This is a genomic window from Pradoshia sp. D12, from assembly GCF_008935075.1.
In the GTDB taxonomy this organism is placed as follows: Bacteria; Bacillota; Bacilli; order Bacillales; family Pradoshiaceae; genus Pradoshia.
This window is the reverse complement of the sequence record NZ_CP044545.1, coordinates 2,953,189-2,972,263: the sequence shown is the minus strand read 5'-3', so window position 1 is coordinate 2,972,263 and position 19,075 is coordinate 2,953,189. Positions and strand designations below refer to the sequence as shown.

16 protein-coding genes, 1 other RNA gene and 1 other annotated feature are annotated in these 19,075 nt (G+C 38.8%); of the genes, 14 read left to right on the top strand and 3 right to left on the bottom strand.

Going from position 1 to position 19,075, the window contains the following annotated elements; all coding sequences use genetic code 11:
* Entirely contained in the window at window positions 1-393 is a 393-nt protein-coding gene (locus tag F7984_RS14260; RefSeq protein WP_308810547.1) for a TIGR04086 family membrane protein, read from the bottom strand.
* A gap of 148 nt (window positions 394-541) precedes the next feature.
* On the opposite strand from F7984_RS14260, the gene F7984_RS14255 reads away from it, so the two are divergent.
* Window positions 542-1,192 (top strand): DUF421 domain-containing protein, encoded by a 651-nt coding sequence (locus F7984_RS14255; protein ID WP_066105465.1) that lies wholly within the window; start codon window positions 542-544, stop codon window positions 1,190-1,192.
* 7 nt (window positions 1,193-1,199) lie between these two features.
* Here F7984_RS14255 and spoVB read toward each other — a convergent pair whose 3' ends face one another.
* The gene (spoVB, locus tag F7984_RS14250; RefSeq protein ID WP_066105462.1) at window positions 1,200-2,765 is read right to left on the bottom strand and encodes a stage V sporulation protein B; all 1,566 of its coding nucleotides are present in this window, start codon (window positions 2,763-2,765) and stop codon (window positions 1,200-1,202) included.
* Between the two features lie 101 nt (window positions 2,766-2,866).
* Here spoVB and F7984_RS14245 point away from each other — a divergent pair, with 101 nt between their 5' ends.
* From F7984_RS14245 to F7984_RS14210, 8 genes are all read left to right on the top strand, one after another.
* The gene (locus F7984_RS14245) at window positions 2,867-3,205 is read left to right on the top strand and encodes a post-transcriptional regulator (RefSeq protein WP_066105460.1); all 339 of its coding nucleotides are present in this window, start codon (window positions 2,867-2,869) and stop codon (window positions 3,203-3,205) included.
* Window positions 3,206-3,441: 236 nt separating this feature from the next.
* Window positions 3,442-5,709 carry a protein translocase subunit SecDF gene (secDF, locus tag F7984_RS14240; protein WP_140461977.1) on the top strand — a complete coding sequence of 756 codons (2,268 nt, stop codon included), beginning with the start codon at window positions 3,442-3,444 and terminating at the stop codon, window positions 5,707-5,709.
* 262 nt (window positions 5,710-5,971) lie between these two features.
* Entirely contained in the window at window positions 5,972-6,262 is a 291-nt protein-coding gene (locus tag F7984_RS14235) for a LapA family protein (RefSeq protein WP_066105454.1), read from the top strand.
* Between the two features lie 67 nt (window positions 6,263-6,329).
* Window positions 6,330-8,699, top strand: a complete 2,370-nt coding sequence (gene recJ / locus F7984_RS14230; RefSeq protein WP_140461978.1) for a single-stranded-DNA-specific exonuclease RecJ — start codon at window positions 6,330-6,332, stop codon at window positions 8,697-8,699.
* On the top strand, window positions 8,690-9,202 hold the full coding sequence (locus tag F7984_RS14225; RefSeq protein WP_066105448.1) for an adenine phosphoribosyltransferase: 513 nt from the start codon (window positions 8,690-8,692) through the stop codon (window positions 9,200-9,202). The genes recJ and F7984_RS14225 overlap by 10 nt, the downstream gene beginning before the upstream one ends.
* A 215-nt stretch (window positions 9,203-9,417) precedes the next feature.
* Complete coding sequence (locus F7984_RS14220; protein WP_140461979.1) at window positions 9,418-11,613, top strand: RelA/SpoT family protein; 2,196 nt, start codon at window positions 9,418-9,420, stop codon at window positions 11,611-11,613.
* Between the two features lie 10 nt (window positions 11,614-11,623).
* Window positions 11,624-12,067: a D-aminoacyl-tRNA deacylase gene (gene dtd, locus F7984_RS14215; protein ID WP_066105443.1), complete on the top strand. Its 444-nt coding sequence runs from the start codon at window positions 11,624-11,626 to the stop codon at window positions 12,065-12,067.
* A 221-nt stretch (window positions 12,068-12,288) separates the two neighbouring features.
* On the top strand, window positions 12,289-12,486 hold the full coding sequence (locus F7984_RS14210; RefSeq protein ID WP_140461980.1) for a hypothetical protein: 198 nt from the start codon (window positions 12,289-12,291) through the stop codon (window positions 12,484-12,486).
* A 146-nt stretch (window positions 12,487-12,632) separates the two neighbouring features.
* On the opposite strand, the gene F7984_RS14205 is transcribed toward F7984_RS14210, so the two are convergent.
* Window positions 12,633-13,898 (bottom strand): N-acetylmuramoyl-L-alanine amidase family protein, encoded by a 1,266-nt coding sequence (locus F7984_RS14205; protein ID WP_140461981.1) that lies wholly within the window; start codon window positions 13,896-13,898, stop codon window positions 12,633-12,635.
* Between the two features lie 139 nt (window positions 13,899-14,037).
* Between F7984_RS14205 and F7984_RS19150 the strand changes: the two genes are divergently transcribed.
* The 5 genes from F7984_RS19150 to F7984_RS14185 all read left to right on the top strand — a co-directional run bounded on the left by F7984_RS19150 (window position 14,038) and on the right by F7984_RS14185 (window position 19,061).
* Window positions 14,038-14,214, top strand: a complete 177-nt coding sequence (locus F7984_RS19150) for a hypothetical protein (protein WP_175354278.1) — start codon at window positions 14,038-14,040, stop codon at window positions 14,212-14,214.
* Between the two features lie 53 nt (window positions 14,215-14,267).
* Window positions 14,268-14,501: a binding site (T-box leader), on the top strand.
* A gap of 99 nt (window positions 14,502-14,600) precedes the next feature.
* Entirely contained in the window at window positions 14,601-15,875 is a 1,275-nt protein-coding gene (hisS, locus tag F7984_RS14200; protein ID WP_140461982.1) for a histidine--tRNA ligase, read from the top strand.
* 14 nt (window positions 15,876-15,889) lie between these two features.
* The gene (gene aspS, locus F7984_RS14195) at window positions 15,890-17,674 is read left to right on the top strand and encodes an aspartate--tRNA ligase (RefSeq protein ID WP_140461983.1); all 1,785 of its coding nucleotides are present in this window, start codon (window positions 15,890-15,892) and stop codon (window positions 17,672-17,674) included.
* Between the two features lie 31 nt (window positions 17,675-17,705).
* A non-coding RNA gene (ssrS, locus tag F7984_RS14190) (6S RNA) lies at window positions 17,706-17,893 on the top strand.
* Between the two features lie 406 nt (window positions 17,894-18,299).
* Window positions 18,300-19,061, top strand: coding sequence for a tRNA threonylcarbamoyladenosine dehydratase (locus F7984_RS14185; protein WP_066105431.1), 762 nt, complete (start codon window positions 18,300-18,302; stop codon window positions 19,059-19,061).
* The last annotated feature ends 14 nt before the right edge of the window (window positions 19,062-19,075 follow it).

Below are 19,075 nucleotides of genomic sequence, written 5' to 3'. Positions count from 1 at the left end.
TTAGTTTCGTGATCCGCCGTTCATATTTACCCCCAGTACTCCACCCATCATAGCCGTGATAATAAAACAGCCATTATAGATTAGCTGCGTGGATGTAAATACGGTCTCAAGCCCCAGATATTGATAGAGGAAAACAATTAAAGTATAGATTAGGCCTGTACTGCCTCCGAGCAGCCATCCTTGTTTTTTCCCCTTTCCACCGGATATAAATCCCCCAATAAACAAAGTTAAAAAAGAGAGAGCCATGATGATATACGTTAGAGAAGATTCAGAAATGCTGGTGAATCTAAGTAGCAAAGAAAATAATAAGCTGAACAAAGCAGCCATAATAAAGATGGTTACAACTCCGTACAAAATGGCAGAACCTATGTTTTTTGTTTCGATTGTGGTCAACCTCCTTATCTTCTATTGGATCTCTATAAATAATTTATTCTGTTTATTTTTATTTAGAATGTATTTTTGTACAACCAGTCAATCAAATGACTATTTTTTTCTATTTAACAGCAAACTAACAGATGTATTTGATTGGAGGGAATATAGGTTGCTTGAATATTTGGAAATTATAGGGCGTACTAGCCTTTTATATGTTATTATTTTGTTGGTTTTTCGGATCATGGGGAAACGGGAAATAGGAGAGCTAAGTCTTCTAGATTTAGTCGTTTTTATGATGATGGCGGATATAGCTGTTATAGCTATTGAAAATCCTGATGATAGTATGTGGAAAGCGATTTTGCCGATAGCAGTCATATCCATTATTCAAATTATACTTGCCTTTATATCACTTAAAGTGCCATTCATCCGCAAACTGATTGATGGAAAGCCATCTATTATTATACATAATGGAAAAATTGACAAAAATGCAATGAGAATGCTGCGTTATAATTTTGATGATTTGCTTATACAGTTACGCGATGAAGAAGTAGAAAAAATGAGTGATGTTGAATTTGCCATTTTTGAGCCTTCCGGGAAATTATCGATTTACAAGAAAAAATCAATTAAAAAAAATAAACAGCCAGGTCCAATCTTTGCTCTCATTCAAGATGGAGTGATACAAAAGCAAAATCTTAGAGAGATTGGAAAATCAGAGAGCTGGCTAATTCAGGAATTAGCTAAAAAAGGTTATACAGACGTAAAACAAATTCTGTTTTGCAGTTTAGAAGATGACGACCTATATATTAATAACAGTGAGTAGTTCATTGTTATGGAAATAATGCAATCTTGGATAATAGAGGGCCAATAATAGGAACTCTCCTGATTTCCTTTTTTCGTATTAAGCCTGTCAATAAACAACCGATTGCGAAAACAATTACGATAACGGCTATCGAAATAATCAAACGCTGAATCATAGGGATTCCGATTAACCATTGTTCATAGAGCATGTGTCCGATTAATCCGGAGATGGACATGACGACAAGAGCCATGATGTATTCATGCAAGTAAATGGTTAAGTGGATTTTCTTCATAACAGTAGCGAAATGTAAAAGAGTAACAAGCACAGTAGATACACAGATGGCAATAGCAGCTCCCATAATCCCGATATTCGGCTGTGTTACGAGTGTGAGGATTAAGATGATTTTTGTTATTGATCCAATTAGACTGTTAAACATAGCCGCTCTGGCCATATTAAGAGCCTGCAACGTAGCCTGAAGAGGACCTTGAAAAAAGAAGAGCAGAAAAAAGGGTGCCATAAATCGTACATATATGCTGGCATGGTCATTATGATACATGACCTGCATGACTGGTTCAGCAAGTACATATAGAGTGACCACGGCTAGGGAGCCACTTAAAAAAGCAAATCGGAGCGACTGCTGCAGCCGGTGAATCACTTGTTTGATATTTCCTTTATAATAGGCTTCACTGACAGCAGGGACTAATGATGTACCCAGTGAATGGGTGATAAAGGAAGGAAGCATAAGTAATGGTACGGCATACCCTGCCAGTTCACCATATTGTGCAGTAGCGACGCCAGTCGCAACCCCTGCTGCCAAAAGACTCCTTGCCACAACAATCGGTTCAAAAAACCAAGTAATAGATCCGATCATCCTGCTTCCTGTAGTAGGAATGGCAATGGATAAAAGCTCCTTTAATGTATCTTTACCAGATGAAACATAGTTGAAAAATTGTTTTCTCATTCTGAAACTCTTTTTAAATTTAAACATCAACATTAAATATAGCAAAGAGGCAATTTCTCCAATGACTGAGGCTACCATGGCACCGGCAGCTGCATATTCAATTCCATAGGGCAAAAAGGCTTTCGTCAATGCGGCTATCATTGAAATACGTACAATTTGTTCAATAATATTTGAAATCGCATAGGGCTTCATATTTTGTTTCCCTTGAAAGTATCCGCGCAAGACAGCTGAAACAGCCGTTATTGGTACAATTGGTGCAATCGCCAATAAAGGCAGTAAAGTTCTGGAGTCTGTGAATACATGAGTTGATAAGTATGGAGCAAACATAAATAGTAATGGGGTGAAAATTAGAGAAAGACTTCCGGTCACACATAAGGACACAACCAGTATTTTCTTTGTTTTATGATGATCCCCTTTTGCTGCTGCCTCTGCCACAAATTTTGAGATTGCAATGGGCATTCCAAGCTGAACGATTGCAATCACTAGATATAATGATGGCAATGCCATCATATATAGACCGACGCCCTCTTCACCGATAAAGCGGGCAATCACAATTCGATTAATAAATCCTAAGATCTTCGTAATGAATCCTGCAATCAATAAGATAACAGTTCCCCTTATAAACTTGGACATTCAATTCCCCTCCTTCTCAAACAAGCAGCAATCATATACAATTATCTATATGCATGCAAATGGACTAACCATGACAAGCTTCACAGAAAAAGTGAATATCTATGAAAAATGAGGGTTGGAGGACGATTAAATTGGACAGACAGCATCCGTATGAGAAATTTCGTTCAGAAATGTTACCAGCTTTAAAAAGTAAACAAGAAGAATTTCAATTGTTAGGTTATCCGGAGGTTCAGGGAAACGATATTTGGATGTATTTAACGAATAAAAAATGGAAGAAACCTAATCCTGAAATAAGGGCATATGAAATTTTTCAAGATATTATGAGTGTCAAAGTGGCACATTATATGAATTATGCGACAATAGAGGCATTAAAAGAAGGTGAGGCTATGAAGAAAAATATGGCTTCAGGGCTTGAAGAATTCAAAGATTTATTTTCATGATTTTATAGAAATATGAGCGGTATATATCCATGCATTAATTTCCAATTCATATGAAATCAAATTGACACTTTGTATTCTATCTTTCATAATAAGAACGGTAAAATCAAATTTTAAAAGATTGAAACAACTGGAATAAAACATAGGAACCGAGTAAATCGGATAATCACGTTTTATTAAAGTAGCGTCCTTCCATGCTGCTTCAATCGGGATATTATGATTAGGGGGCTATTTACATAATGGTTAAGAGAAGTAGAATCCTGGCTTTCTTCCTTATTGTAATCGTATTAGGAGTTACCTTTGTTGGTACAACATCTAATATCATGCAAAACATTAAGCTGGGCCTTGATTTACAGGGCGGGTTTGAAGTTCTTTATAAAGTGGAGCCAGCAAAAGATGGACAAAAAATTGATGAAAAAGCAATGGCGGCTACTGCCAGCGCATTGGACCGAAGAATTAATGTTCTCGGTGTCAGTGAACCGAGCATTCAAGTTGAAGGCAATAATCGGATCCGTGTACAGCTAGCAGGCGTAGATGATCAGGAGAAAGCAAGGGAACTTCTATCAACGCAAGCCAATCTAACTTTCCGTGATGTGAACGATAAAGTAAGAATGGATGGCGGGGATTTAAAAGAAGGAGGAGCCAGCCAATCTTTTGATAGCCAAACCAATCAACCTATTGTACAGGTCCAATTAAAAGATGCAGATAAATTTGGACAAGTTACAAGGGATATTTTAGCCATGGCGCCAGAGAATCAACTAGCTATTTGGCTAGATTTTGAAGAAGGAAAAGATTCCTATAAAGAAGAAATCACAAAAGAAGATCCTAAATTTATTTCAGCACCAAACGTGAATCAAGTGATCAATTCAGATACAGCCGTTATTTCAGGTGACTTTACTGTAGAAGAGGCTAAAGACCTCGCTGAAATTTTAAATGCAGGTGCCCTGCCGGTTAAACTGAATGAGATCTATTCAACATCTGTAGGTGCTAAATTCGGTGAAGAAGCATTAAATAAAACGCTATTAGCTGGAATTGTTGGGATCCTGGCTATCTTTATCTTTATGGTTGCTTATTACCGATTCCCAGGCGCGATTGCAGTTGTCTCATTGTCTGCCTATATTTATTTAATCATTCTCGTATTTGATTGGATGAATGCTGTTCTTACATTGCCAGGTATAGCAGCCCTCATACTTGGGGTGGGGATGGCGGTCGATGCGAACATTATTACAAATGAACGGATCCGGGACGAAATTCGTAAAGGACGTTCCATTAAGGCAGCCTATAAAGAGGGGAATAAGCACTCCTTGTCTACAATAATGGATGCCAATATTACCACTTTACTTGCAGCAGCTGTTCTGTTTTATTTTGGAACCAGTTCAGTCAAAGGCTTTGCGACCAGTTTGATTGTCAGTATATTAGTCAGCTTTATAACGGCTGTGTATGGTACAAGATTGATTATGTCCTTATGGGTGAACAGTAACTTCCTTAACAATCGCCCAGGCTGGTTTGGGGTTAAGAAAAGCGACATTCATGATTTAAACGAATTTAAAAAGGATAAATATTTACCTACGAAGTTTGATAAATGGGATTTCATTAAGCCTGCAAAGAAATTCTTTATCTTTTCTATTATATTAACCATAATTGGAGTAGGATCCTTATTTGTAAATGGTTTAAATACAGGTATCGATTTTTCCAGTGGGTCCAGAATTCAAATCAATGCTGATAAAGAACTATCAGTAGGTGAAATCCAAAAAGATCTTACTGAAAACGAAATTGATTCGCAAGATATCGTTATGGCAGGTGAGGGTAACAAGTCGGCTGTTGTGCGGACGAAAGATGTCTTTTCAAAAGATGAAATTGCAGAGCTAAACAATTACTTTGATTCCAAGTATGGGCATAATCCGAATATAAGTACGGTATCCCCGACAATAGGTAAGGAGTTAGCCAAAAATGCGCTGATTGCGGTAGCGATTGCTTCAATTGGTATTGTTATTTATGCGACCCTACGCTTTGAGTGGAGAATGGCTCTACCTTCTATATTGGCGCTCCTGCACGATGCGTTTATGATAATAACGATATTTAGTATTTTTAGAATCGAAGTGGATTTAACCTTTATAGCCGCTGTATTAACCATCATTGGGTATTCGATCAATGATACAATCGTTACGTTTGACCGTATTCGTGAGAATATGCAAATGAAAAAACGCATTAAGACTCAGGAAGAAATTAATGAGATTATCAATATCAGTGTTCGCCAAACAATGGTCAGGTCTATCAATACTGTTCTAACTGTGTTAGTTACTGTGTTGGCGATGATGTTCCTTGGAAGCGAATCAATCTTTAATTTTAACCTTGCTCTATTAATCGGTTTGGTAACTGGTATGTATTCTTCTATTCTGCTTGCAGCCCCTATTTATGGAATCCTAAAAGGCAAAGAGCTGAAGAAGAAAGGTGTTATCAAAACATATAAAGAAAAGCGCGTAAACAACGATCAACCACAAGTTTAATGATGTTTCATACAAAACAGCCCGGTTCTTTTTCTTGAGAAGCGGGCTGTTTTTATGGTAGCTTACACCAGTTCACAAAAAGACTTTATGTGTTATAACTGATTATTTTGTGTGCTTTTTTTGCTGTGTATGCAAGATCTAGTAAAGGTAAACAATAGACTAACAAACATGGAGTACGTTTTTTCTTTGTAAGATAAGGGGATTAAGACTATATACATGATTTATTAAAATTTTTCATAATACTTTATAAAGGAGTAGGAATATGAAAAAACTTCAGTGGTACGTGATTCTTGGGATAGTATTTGCTCTTATCGTTGCTATTTTTGCTGTTGTTAATGTGGATAAGGTGGATGTTAATTATGTATTTGGAACGGCTCATTGGCCCTTGATTTTGGTTATTTTAGGATCTGTTGCCATGGGTGGAATCATTGTTGGTTCTGTAATGGCAGTCCGTATTATCTCTCTGACTAAGCAGATAAAAGAACTAACAAATGAACGGATCGCTTATAATGAATTGGCTGACAATGATCTTAACACTCACCCAAAATCATAAATATTTAGAATCACTCATTGAACCTTTGATAGATATTTTTTATAATAGATAGGTCAGGGGTGACAATATGTTACAATCAAAAACACGTTGGCTTTTAAAAAAAGCTGATGAAACCATTATAAATCTATTCATGCAAGAACTTGAACAGCCTCGTATTGTGGCTACATTATTGGTCAACAGAGGAATAAAGACCGTAGAAGAAGCGCGGTCTTTTTTGTATGCAGCCCAGCAGGATTTCTATGATCCGTTTTTACTATCAGGTATGGAAGAAGCTATGAGACGGATTGTGAAAGCTGTAAAAAACAACGAAAAGATTACTATATTCGGAGACTATGATGCCGATGGGGTCAGCAGTACGACCATCTTAATGCTCACGCTTAAAATAATGGGAGCAGAACATGTGTCATGGTATATTCCAAATCGCTTTACAGAAGGCTATGGCCCAAATGAAGAGGCTTTTCGATTCATAAAAGAACAGGGAACTACGTTACTTATCACAGTAGACTGTGGCATTTCGGCCATTCATGAGGCTCAAGTGGCGAAAGAATTGGGAATGGATTATATTGTGACGGACCATCATGAACCGGGTCCTGAGTTACCGCAGGCATTAGCTATCCTTCATCCCAAAAAGCCGGGTGAAACTTATCCGTTTTCAGAGTTGGCAGGTGCAGGTGTGGCAATGAAATTGGCCCATGCTTTACTTGGTGAGTTGCCTGATGAGTTGATTGGCATTGCTGCAATTGGAACAGTAGCTGACTTGGTTCCTCTTCATGATGAAAATAGATTAATTGCGATTAAAGGGATTCAGGCATTAAAGAAATCAACGAGACCGGGAATCCTTGCCCTTTGTCAAAAAGCAGGTATTCAGCGCGATTCCTTAAATGAGGATTCCATTGGATTTGGATTGGCACCGAGAATAAATGCTGTAGGAAGATTGGAATCGGCAGATCCAGCTGTAGAGCTTTTACTTACAGAAAGTCAGGAAGAAGCTGATTCGATAGCCGACGAAATAGATTTATTGAATAAAGAGCGGCAATCAATCGTAAAAGAAATGACCCAGGAAGCGATTGAGGAAGTGGAGAATAACTATCCACCTGAAACCAATCCGGTCCTAATTATTGCCCGTGAAGGATGGAATACTGGTGTAGTAGGGATTGTAGCCAGTAAGCTTGTAGAAAAGTATTATCGTCCGACGATCGTATTAAGTATTGATCGTGAGAAAGGAACAGCAAAGGGATCTGCACGCAGTATTCCAGGATTTGATCTTTTTCAAAACTTATCTTTAAACAGAGAACTGCTTCCTCATTTTGGGGGCCATCCTATGGCTGCTGGTATGACATTGAAAATAGAAGATGTTGAGGAATTGAGACAACGATTGATCAATCAGGCTAATGAAATTCTAACAGAAGAAGATTTCCAGCCTGTTACTGAGATAGATAGCTTAGTTGCGATTGATGAAATTTCATTAACGCTTATTCAGCAAATGTCCCAGCTTGCACCGTACGGGATGCAAAACCCAAAACCGAGGATTTTGATTGAGGATGCCTCAATAACAACTTCCAGGAAAATTGGGGCAGATAAAACTCATCTTAAACTTCAGCTCGAACAAAATGACGCTGGGTTAGATAGCATTGGGTTTGGATTAGGAGAGTTCCTTGATCATTTATCTCCGCAGGCCAAGGTATCTGTAATTGGGGAATTGGCGATAAATGAATGGAATAATATAAAAAAGCCCCAATTGTTTTTACAGGATCTTTCTGTACCAGGGTGGCAGTTATTTGATTGTCGCAGCGATAAGGGGAAAATACATGTTCAGACAGTGCCGTCTCCACGCAAAATCATCTTATTTCAGGAAGAGAGTAGGGTGTGGCTGACGGAATTTACTAAAGAGAATGATCAAATTATCCATATTACCTCTTTAGAAGCAGCTCAACAGGAAACTTTAGACGGCTATCATGTAGTTTTAGCAGATTTACCTTCACAAAAAGATATATTTGAAGCACTTTTTATTGGAAAATTGCCTAAAAGAGTGTATGTTTACTTTCGTACCACTCAAAATGATTATTTCTCAGCGTTTCCAACAAGAGACCAATTTAAATGGTATTATGCCTTGTTGGCAAAAAAAGGACCTATTTCATATAAAGAACTGCGTTCCATGCTGAATATTCATAAAGGCTGGTCAAAAGAAAATATTGATTTTATGACAAAGGTGTTTTTTGAGCTCGAGTTTGTTACAATAAATAACGGACTCATTGATTTGGTAAGGACCAGTATGAAACGGGATCTCCAAGAATCTAAAACCTATCAAGAAAGACAAGCAAGAATGGCGTTGGAACAAGAGCTTCTATACGCTTCATTCAATCAGCTTTATGAATACCTTGGCAAGTTGATTCGATCCCACATGGAAAACAAGGAGGAAACTGAGCAATGGATTTAAAACAATATATAGCGATCGTAGAAGATTGGCCTAAGCCAGGGATTAAATTTAAAGATATTACCCCACTTATGGATAACGGGAAGGCATATAAATATGCAACAGATCAAATTGTAAAGTTTGCTAAAGAGAAAGAAATTGATATTATTGTAGGACCGGAAGCACGTGGATTCATTATCGGCTGCCCTGTAGCTTATGCAATGGAAGTTGGCTTTGCGCCAGTGCGTAAAGAAGGCAAGCTGCCTAGAGAAACCTTTAAAGTTGAATACGGTTTGGAATACGGTAAAGATGTGTTAACCATTCATAAAGATGCAATCAAACCAGGTCAGAGAGTATTGATTACTGATGACCTATTGGCTACAGGCGGAACAATGGAAGCGACTATTAAATTGGTTGAAGAGCTTGGCGGAGTTGTAGCAGGATTAGCTTTTTTAGTTGAGTTAACGTACCTTGAGGGCAGGAAAAAACTTGCCGGCTATGATATACTCACATTAATGGAATATTAAGCATATAGTAATGGCGTTCTAATTATTAGAGCGCTTTTTATATTATCAAATTGCGAATAATAGCGAAACAACAGATAAAATCTTGTTCGTTACTTTACAAGAAAACTTTTTTTGATGATAATAGAAACAATCCTCTTTTTAACGATTAACCTATATGGTTTAACATAGATAACGATAAGCAAAAAACGTGGAAATACGGAGTAAAAGGTGATTTCATGGCAAATGAGCAAATTTATACCGCTGAGCAGGTCTTTGATAAAGCAAGAAACTATATGAATGATAAAGATGTGGCATTCTTAGAAAAAGCGTATGAATTCGCCAAAGAAGCTCACAAGGAGCAATATCGTAAATCCGGTGAGCCGTATATTATCCATCCAATTCAAGTTGCTGCCATCCTGGCGGGCTTAGAGATGGATACATTTACAGTAGCGGGCGGATTTTTGCATGACGTTGTAGAAGATACTTCCGTAACACTGGAAGACATTAAGGAAACCTTTAACGAAGAAGTAGCCCTTTTGGTTGACGGTGTAACAAAGCTGGGAAAAATTAAATATAAGTCAAAGGAAGAGCAGCAAGCTGAGAATCACCGTAAAATGTTTATCGCAATGGCTAAGGATATTCGTGTAATCGTGATTAAATTAGCTGACAGGCTGCATAATATGCGTACTCTGAAGCATTTACCTGTTGAAAAACAGCGTAGGATTGCGAATGAAACGCTCGAAATATTTGCACCGCTTGCGCATAGACTCGGTATTTCAACGATTAAATGGGAACTTGAAGATACAGCTCTCCGCTATTTAAATCCTCAGCAATATTATCGAATTGTAAATTTGATGAAAAAGAAGAGGGCGGAGCGAGAAGAGTATCTATCAGATGTCACCGACCGAATGAAGGAAAAGCTGAAGGAAGTTTCTATTCAGGCTGATATATTTGGACGACCAAAGCATATATACAGTATCTATCGGAAAATGGCTCTTCAAAATAAACAGTTTGAAGAGATTTATGATTTAACGGCAGTCCGTATTATTGTAAATAGTATTAAAGATTGCTATGCAGTTCTTGGTATCATTCATACATGCTGGAAGCCAATGCCTGGTCGTTTCAAGGATTATATAGCTATGCCGAAAGCAAATATGTATCAATCTCTTCATACGACCATTATTGGTCCAAAGGGTGAACCTTTGGAAGTACAGATTCGTACGACAGAAATGCACCGAACAGCTGAATTCGGGATTGCGGCACACTGGGCTTATAAAGAAGGCAAAGATCTAACATCGACACAACGAATGGATAAAAAGCTGGATTGGTTCAGAGAGATTGTTGAATTCCAGGATGCCTCTACCAATGCAGAGGAATTTATGGAATCTCTCAAACTGGATTTATTTGCGGATATGGTATTTGTTTTTTCACCAAAAGGTGATGTGTATGAGCTGCCAAAAGGATCTGTACCGATTGATTTTGCCTACCGCGTCCACTCAGAAATCGGCAATAAAACGATTGGCGCTAAAGTAAACGGCAAAATGGTTACGCTTGATTATGTGCTGAAAACCGGCGATATTATTGAAATATTAACATCTAAACATTCCTATGGCCCAAGTCAGGATTGGCTGAAGCTGGCAAAAACTTCACAAGCGCGAAATAAAATACGACAATTCTTTAAAAAGCAACGCAGAGAAGAAAATATTGAAAAAGGCAAAGAATTAGTCGATAAAGAAGTCAAGGCAATGGAATATGATGTGAAAGAAGTTTGTACTACTGAGAACCTGAGGAAAGTCGCTGAAAAATTCAATTTTGCCAATGAAGATGATATGTATGCAGCAGTGGGCTACAACGGAATAACAGCTGCTCAAATTGCGACAAGGTTAACAGATAAGCTTCGTAAAAAGAGAGAAAAAGATCAGGAAGTAAGCTTGCTTGATGCAGTCTCTGAGTTGCGTATGATTCCGAAAACGAAGAAGAAGGATTCCGGGGTCCGTGTAAAAGGGATTGACAATATGTTAATCAGATTATCACGCTGCTGTAATCCTGTTCCTGGTGATGAAATAGTTGGGTACATTACAAAAGGACGCGGTGTTTCGGTCCATCGGGCAGACTGTGTCAATGTATTGGATGAAGAAAGTAAAGAACGGATTATCCCGGTAGAATGGGAAAGCAGTCAGAGCGTTCGAAAAGAATACAATGTTGATATCGAAATAAATGGATTTGACCGGAACGGCTTGTTAAATGAAGTGCTTCAAGCTGTTAGTGAAACGAAGACGAATATCACGGCTGTATCAGGTCGTACAGACAGGAACAAAAGTGCGACAATTACCATGTCTATATCAATTTATAATGTAAGTCATTTGCATAAAGTAGTTGAACGGATTAAGCAAATTTCCGATATTTATTCTGTCAGAAGAATTATGAGTTAGGGGTAAAAAAATGAAAGTGGTATTGCAACGTTCAAAGGCAGCATCAGTGCGTGTCGATGGTGAAACAATCGGCGCCATTACCTCCGGGTTTGTGTTATTAGTTGGAATTACTCATGAGGATACGGAAGAGGATTGCCGTTACCTTGCTGATAAAATCGTTCATCTGCGCATATTTGAAGACGAGAATATGAAGATGAACCATTCCTTGCTTGATGTGGGCGGTGAAATTTTATCGATTTCCCAATTTACCTTATATGGTGATTGCCGCAAGGGAAGGCGCCCAAACTTTATGGCAGCAGCCAAGCCCGATGAAGCTGAAAAATTGTATGATATGTTTAATGAAATGCTGAGAGAAAAAGGGTTGAAAGTGGAAACAGGCAGATTCGGGGCGATGATGGATGTCGAGCTCATTAACGACGGACCTGTGACGCTTATTCTCGAAAGCAAAAACTAAAAGTTAAGCAGCGCAGTAGCTTTCTTTAAAACCGTACACCTCCATATATCTGAGTTATTTCAGACATATGGAGGTGTTTTTTTGTAAATCAATAATTAGTGATCTAGCTGAATTTATATTTCAGGTTTGAAATCAGCTAAACTGAGCTATTTAGCCGATACAGAGAAAAACAGGCCGAACTGAGCGATAATTCAGCCGGTTCGAGAGAGTAATCAGCCGAATTGAGCAAGAAACCAGCCGATTCAGGAAAGAAACAAGCCAAATTGAGCAAAAATCCAGCCAGAGCAGAAAAGAAAGGAACCGAACTAAGTCATACAGCCGGTACATGGGGAAAATCCGCCGAACTGGGCGATAATCCAGCCGATTCTACCAATAATCCAGCCAAACACACCAATAATTCAACCAGCCAATACCTCTAAGTAATTTACATTCTCCACCCAAAGAATTATCCATAAAAAACTCCCTTTATGCTATCAATTAAAAGCATAAAGGGAGGATCCAAGCTATTAAGAATAAATCTGTTGATCTTTACAACAGGTTTCATAAATCATAGCTATTCGGGACGCTAAATTTCTAAATCAGAAAAGTAGGCATCCAGTCCATTTACAAGCCCATCTGTGATGGTCTCCTGATAGGATTCTGTTTGGATAAGAGCTTCCTCAGCAGGATTATTAATATAGCCTAATTCCAATAAAACAGCCGGCCGAAGATTTTCTCGTAAAACGTGCAGGTTGTTCTGCTTTACTCCCTGGTCATTTAACGGTGTCTCGTTTTGCAATAAATATTTTTGAATAGTTAAGGCTAGTTGCTTTTGATAGGAATGATAATAATATGTTTTAATACCACTTTTATCTCCATTCTGATTACTATCATAATGGAAACTGATAAAGGCATCGGCTCTATTCATATTTGCAAGATTGGCCCTTGCATGTAACGCTACATACCGATCGCTGGAACGAGTCATGACCACGTTCGCTCCGGCTGTTCGTAACTTCTCGTATGCCAGTTTAACGGTCTGAAGCGTTAGATTTTTTTCTAAAGTGCCATCTGGTCCGGATGCTCCGCCGTCAGTGCCTCCATGACCGGCATCCAGGATAATAGTTTTCCCCATTAATGACTCATTCCTTTGAAGACTTGAATTCTGTTCACTCTCTGATTTTGTATACCAACTTGGGATCCATCCTTCTTTTTTAGATGGAAGTTCAATTTTAAGCATTTTTCTATTTTTTTTGAGGACGGTATACTCCTCATCTTTTTTTACTGTTCCAATGATTGAAGCATCTGGTTTATCCGATGCTCGTACATTTAGTACGGAAGCTGTTATACGGATTCTCTTTGAGGGTTTTTGTAATTGATGTCGATGTATGTAGTTGCTGTGTATCCAGCCTATATGGTCCTCATAGGTGAAAGAAATCCAGCTATCCTGTTTCTCTATTATGTGAATTACTGTTCCGATAGGAAGATTGCCGAGTACCTTAAACTCTGTGCCTGGGCCTTTTCGAACACGTAGACCGTCTGCAGTAACAATACCGGAATCGGAGGTAAGATCCGCTTCTTTATAGCCTGTAACGAGCCAGCTGGCTACCCATCCTGTTTTTTTGTCACTGAGCTTTAGTTTAATCCAATCTTCATCTATTTCCAGGACATCATAAACACTCCCCGCCTGGATTTCATCAATGATGGATGCCTTTATATTTGCCTCCTCCCGGACATAAATAGATGGCTCATTAACCACAATTTTATCGATCGTTGCATGTGCGGTTGGTATAGAATTTTTCATCGGCGCAAGCAGTAGGGTTACACATAGAAAAACCAAAATTTTTTTTAGCAAGATAATAATCGCTCCTTCTTTAAAAATCAGGGCCAGACGTTTGTTAAAGAAAAAATATTTTTTATGAAAGATACTTTACACAGTCGGGAATACTGATTAAGACAATCTGTAGTTTAAATAAATAAGGGGTGTTCATGATATGAGATACAGTGAAAAGGGATTAATCACACAAAATGCCGGTAAACAAATATTCGGAGTGGATTTTCATGATTTTTTGGTTAAAGAACAGAATAATTCCATGGTGGAGCTTGCTTCGGAATTTGGCCTGTCCGTCAGAGACGTGAAACAACTAAAAAAGAAACTTGGACGTTCTTAAGGGTTGACAACTAGGAAGTTACTTCGTAATATTAATTAAATAAAAATACATATTATATTCCAATGATGGTGAAGAGTAATATAGATCACACATGATCAGAGAAGAAGTGTCTTAGGCTGAAAACACTTCTGCATGTGCCCATATGAACGAACACACCGTAGGTTTCGCCCTGAAAAAACGTTAGTTTCTAGTAGGGGATGAACGTTAAACAGGCGTTAACTGTAAAAGTGGGAGCTTTTTATGCTCCAACTAGGGTGGCACCGCGGGTAACAACTCCCGTCCCTTGCATATGCATGGGACTGGGAGTTGTTTTTATTTTACCTAAAATTACCAAGCCGTGCCAATTGGAAATGGTTATAGATTGCATTTTAAGGAGGAATTTTGATATGGCCGTTCAAATACCAAGGGGAACCCAGGATATCCTTCCTGGTCAATCAGAAAAGTGGCAGTATATCGAAAACGTAGCAAAAGAAATTTGCTCAGTGTATCAGTATCAAGAAATACGTACACCAATTTTTGAAAGTACCGAGTTATTTGAAAAAGGTGTGGGAGATACAACAGACATTGTACAAAAAGAAATGTATACATTTACGGATAAGGGAAACCGCAGTTTAACTTTGCGTCCGGAAGGTACGGCAGCGGTAGTTCGTTCCTTTGTGGGAAATAAAATGTATGGGAATGCTATTCAACCTGTTAAGTTGTTCTATATTGGGCCTATGTTCCGATACGAGCGTCCACAGGCAGGGCGTTTCAGACAATTTGTACAGTTTGGTGTGGAAGCTTTAGGGAGTTCCGATCCGGCAATTGATGCAGAAGTAATTTCATTAGCCATGAATATATATAAAAAGTTAGGGTTAAAGAATCTGAAGCTAGTGATCAACAGTCTTGGAGACAAGGAAAGCCGTGCAAAACACAGAGAAGCTTTGATTGCGCACTTTAAGCCCCGGATTGAGGAATTCTGTCCAAATTGTAAAAATCGCTTAGAACGTAACCCATTACGAATACTAGATTGCAAAGAGGACCGTAATCATGAATTAATGTCTGGCGCACCGTCCATTATCGATTACTTAAATGAAGAGTCTACCGAGTATTTTAACAAAGTAAAAGCGTACTTGGATGCGATCGGAATTGCTTATGTTGTGGATCCAGGCTTGGTTCGCGGACTTGATTATTACAATCATACAGCTTTTGAAATCATGCTCGATTCTGAAGGATTTGGGGCAATTACTACTCTTTGTGGAGGCGGCCGTTATAACGGACTTGTTCAAGAGGTGGGCGGTCCTGAAACCCCTGGGATTGGATTTGCTTTAAGTATTGAAAGATTGCTATCTGCACTTGAAGTCGAAAATATTGAGCTTCCGATTGAAAAAAGTGTAGATTGTTTTATTGTTTCACTTGGCGACGAAGCAAAGGATTACTCTGTGAAACTGGTAGATGAGTTGCGCAGCAACGGAATTTCAGCTGAAAAGGATTATTCCGATCGCAAAGCAAAAGGCCAATTTAAGGCGGCGGATCGTGTAAATGCCAAAATCGTGGCTGTACTTGGAGAAGATGAGCTGAAAGAAAATAAAATTTCTTTAAAAGATATGCAAACCGGTGAGCAACAGCAAGTGGGGCTCGCTGAGTTAGTAACAGAATTAAAAACTAAACTGGGAAGATAATAGGAGGAATTACAGTGTACGGAAGAACATATTTTTGCGGAGAAGTACCGGTAACAGCAATCGGAGAAGAAATCACTGTCAAAGGGTGGGTCCAAAAAAGACGTGACCTTGGCGGGTTGATTTTTATCGATTTAAGAGACCGTACAGGCATTGTCCAAGTTGTATTTAACCCAGATTTATCACCTGAAGCCCTAGGTCTAGCTGAAAAAATCAGAAGTGAATATGTATTAAGCGTACGGGGAAAAGTGGTAGCGCGTGAAGAGGGAACGATAAACAAAAACCTTAAAACAGGTAGTATTGAAGTTCAGGCAGAAGAGGTAATCATTATCAATGAATCCAAAACACCTCCATTTGCGATTACAGATAACGAAGAAGTATCTGAGGACCTTCGTTTATCTTACCGATATTTAGATCTTCGTCGTCCGGTTATGTTCGAAACGTTTAAAATGAGACATAAAGCGACTAAAGCAATCCGTGACTTCTTAGATGGAGAAGGCTTCCTTGATATTGAGACACCTATTTTAACTAAGAGTACTCCAGAAGGTGCGCGTGATTACTTGGTACCAAGCCGTGTGCATGAAGGTGAATTTTATGCATTGCCACAATCACCGCAAATCTTTAAGCAATTATTGATGGTTTCCGGAATCGAACGCTATTATCAAGTAGCACGCTGTTTCCGTGATGAGGACTTGCGCGCAGACCGTCAGCCTGAATTTACACAAATCGATATTGAAACTAGCTTTATGAGCCAGGAAGATATTCAAGATTTGACTGAACGCATGATGGCAAAAGTGATGAAGGAAGTCAAAGGAATCGAGCTTTCTTTACCATTACCGAGAATGACGTATGATGAAGCGATGAGCCGATATGGTATTGATAAACCTGATACTCGTTTTGCGATGGAATTAATTGACGTTAGCAATATCGTTAAAGATTCAGGCTTTAAAGTCTTCACAGGTGTAGTGGAATCCGGCGGACAGGTTAAGGCATTGAATGTAAAAGGTGCTGCTTCTAATTACTCCAGAAAAGATATTGATGCATTGGGTGAATTTGCTGCCCGCTACGGTGCAAAAGGGCTTGCATGGATGAAGATGGAGGAAGAAGGTCTAAAAGGACCAATCGCAAAATTCTTCCAGGATGAAGACGGAAAAGGTTTAATCGAGGTTACTGGTGCTGAAGCTGGAGACTTGCTGCTCTTTGTTGCTGATAAGAAATCCGTAGTCGCAGACGCATTGGGTAATTTACGAAATAAATTAGGAAAAGAATTAAACCTAATTGATGAAAGTAAATTTAATTTCTTATGGGTAACTGACTGGCCGCTTCTTGAATATAAAGAAGAAGATGGCAGATATTATGCAGCACATCACCCATTCACAATGCCTGTTAGAGAACAAATTCCTTTGCTTGATGAAAACCCAGGTGAGGTAAAAGCCATTGCTTACGACCTTGTGTTAAATGGTTATGAATTGGGTGGAGGAAGCTTACGTATCTTTGAACGTGCTATTCAGGAAAAAATGTTTGAGGTCCTCGGATTCACACCAGAAGAGGCTAACGAGCAATTTGGTTTCTTAATGGAAGCCTTTGAATATGGTACTCCACCACATGGTGGAATTGCCTTGGGATTGGATCGTTTAGTCATGTTGCTTTCCGGCCGTTCTAACTTACGTGATACGATTGCATTTCCTAAGACTGCAAGCGCGAGCTGCCTGTTGACAGATGCACCGAGTGAAGTATCTGAAAGCCAGCTTAAAGAGCTTAGTCTAAAGGTCTCAAAAACGGAATCGGGCTTGAAAAAGTAGCCTGCTTTTGATATGATTAAATCAATTAATAGACGTCCTGAAGTGTACGTTATGCATCCTTTTTGTTTTGACCGAACATTTCTTTTAACGGGAGTCCGGAGTTTACCGCTTGCGCAAATGCCTTTTTCGTGAAGGACTTGCAACAAAGTGGAACAGGACACCCACCTGCCGAGGGCGGGCCAAAGCACTAGGCATCAAACGGCACAATTTGGGGCGTCTATACTTATGAAGAATTGTTATAACTCATTGCACCTGCTGCAATGAGTTTTTTATTTTTATCGATGAGAAATATATCCTTTTATTCCTAGTAGGAAAGTATGGTATCATAAATCGAAACGACGGAACAGCTAATGAAGAAAAGGTACATAATTTTAGAACGATACATTACTGCAGTGGCTGTTAATCAATGGTTTATCTCAATTGTCTAAGCGAAAGAATAGCAAGTAAACGGATTGGTAGATAATCGTGGCCTGCTGCTGAATCAGCTGAACCGTATTTTACATCAATAAATGCTTTCGTTTAAAATACAATTAAAGAGTTAGCGTATAGATGAACAGAAATGTTTAAGAAAATAAAAATAGGTAATTACATTTACTAACAAAATGAAATTGGAGTGGAGCTATTCATGTTGCATCAATTCTCACGTAATGAATTGGCTGTCGGGAAAGATGGCTTGGAAATATTAAAAAATACAACTGTGGCGATTCTCGGTATTGGCGGAGTAGGTTCTTTTGCTGTGGAAGCTTTAGCGCGATCCGGGGTGGGCACGTTAATCTTGGTAGATAAGGACGATATAGATATAACAAACGTGAATAGACAAATTCATGCGTTATTGTCCACTGTTGGAGAGCAAAAAGTAGATGCTATGAAAAAGCGTATTTTTGACATCAATCCAGATTGCGAAGTAATTGCTTTAAAAATGTTCTACACGGAGGAAACATATCAGGATTTCTTCGCCTATAAACCGGATTATGTAATCGATGCCTCTGATACCATTATTTATAAAATTCACTTGATGAAAGAATGTTTAATAAGGAATATTCCTATCATCTCAAGTATGGGCGCAGCCAATAAGATGGATCCAACGCGCTTTCAAATCGCGGATATATCGAAAACACATACAGATCCATTAGCTAAAGTGATCCGTACAAAATTAAAGAAAGAAGGCATTCGAAAAGGGATTCCAGTCATTTTCTCCGATGAGAGCCCAATTGTGCCTTTTGATGAAGTGACAAAAGTGGTGGGCAACCAGGATGCAGATATTCGTAAGGCTAAATTCCCGCCTTCATCCAATGCGTTTGTACCATCTACGGCCGGATTGATTGCAGCCAGCTGGGTAGTAAGAGAAGCATTGAAGGAAATTAAAATCAAACGAGTGAATGATTAACGTTATGGGTGAAT

Bases quoted from the DNA above. Each gene is read 5' to 3' on its own strand.
- F7984_RS14220 (WP_140461979.1), top strand. From the start codon at position 9,418: ATGGCAAATGAGCAAATTTATACCGCTGAGCAGGTCTTTGATAAAGCA.
- dtd (WP_066105443.1), top strand. From the start codon at position 11,624: ATGAAAGTGGTATTGCAACGTTCAAAGGCAGCATCAGTGCGTGTCGAT.
- spoVB (WP_066105462.1), bottom strand. From the start codon at position 2,765: ATGTCCAAGTTTATAAGGGGAACTGTTATCTTATTGATTGCAGGATTC.
- F7984_RS19150 (WP_175354278.1), top strand. From the start codon at position 14,038: ATGAGATACAGTGAAAAGGGATTAATCACACAAAATGCCGGTAAACAA.
- F7984_RS14245 (WP_066105460.1), top strand. From the start codon at position 2,867: ATGAAAAATGAGGGTTGGAGGACGATTAAATTGGACAGACAGCATCCG.
- secDF (WP_140461977.1), top strand. From the start codon at position 3,442: ATGGTTAAGAGAAGTAGAATCCTGGCTTTCTTCCTTATTGTAATCGTA.
- F7984_RS14225 (WP_066105448.1), top strand. From the start codon at position 8,690: ATGGATTTAAAACAATATATAGCGATCGTAGAAGATTGGCCTAAGCCA.
- hisS (WP_140461982.1), top strand. From the start codon at position 14,601: ATGGCCGTTCAAATACCAAGGGGAACCCAGGATATCCTTCCTGGTCAA.
- F7984_RS14185 (WP_066105431.1), top strand. From the start codon at position 18,300: ATGTTGCATCAATTCTCACGTAATGAATTGGCTGTCGGGAAAGATGGC.
- recJ (WP_140461978.1), top strand. From the start codon at position 6,330: ATGTTACAATCAAAAACACGTTGGCTTTTAAAAAAAGCTGATGAAACC.
- F7984_RS14235 (WP_066105454.1), top strand. From the start codon at position 5,972: ATGAAAAAACTTCAGTGGTACGTGATTCTTGGGATAGTATTTGCTCTT.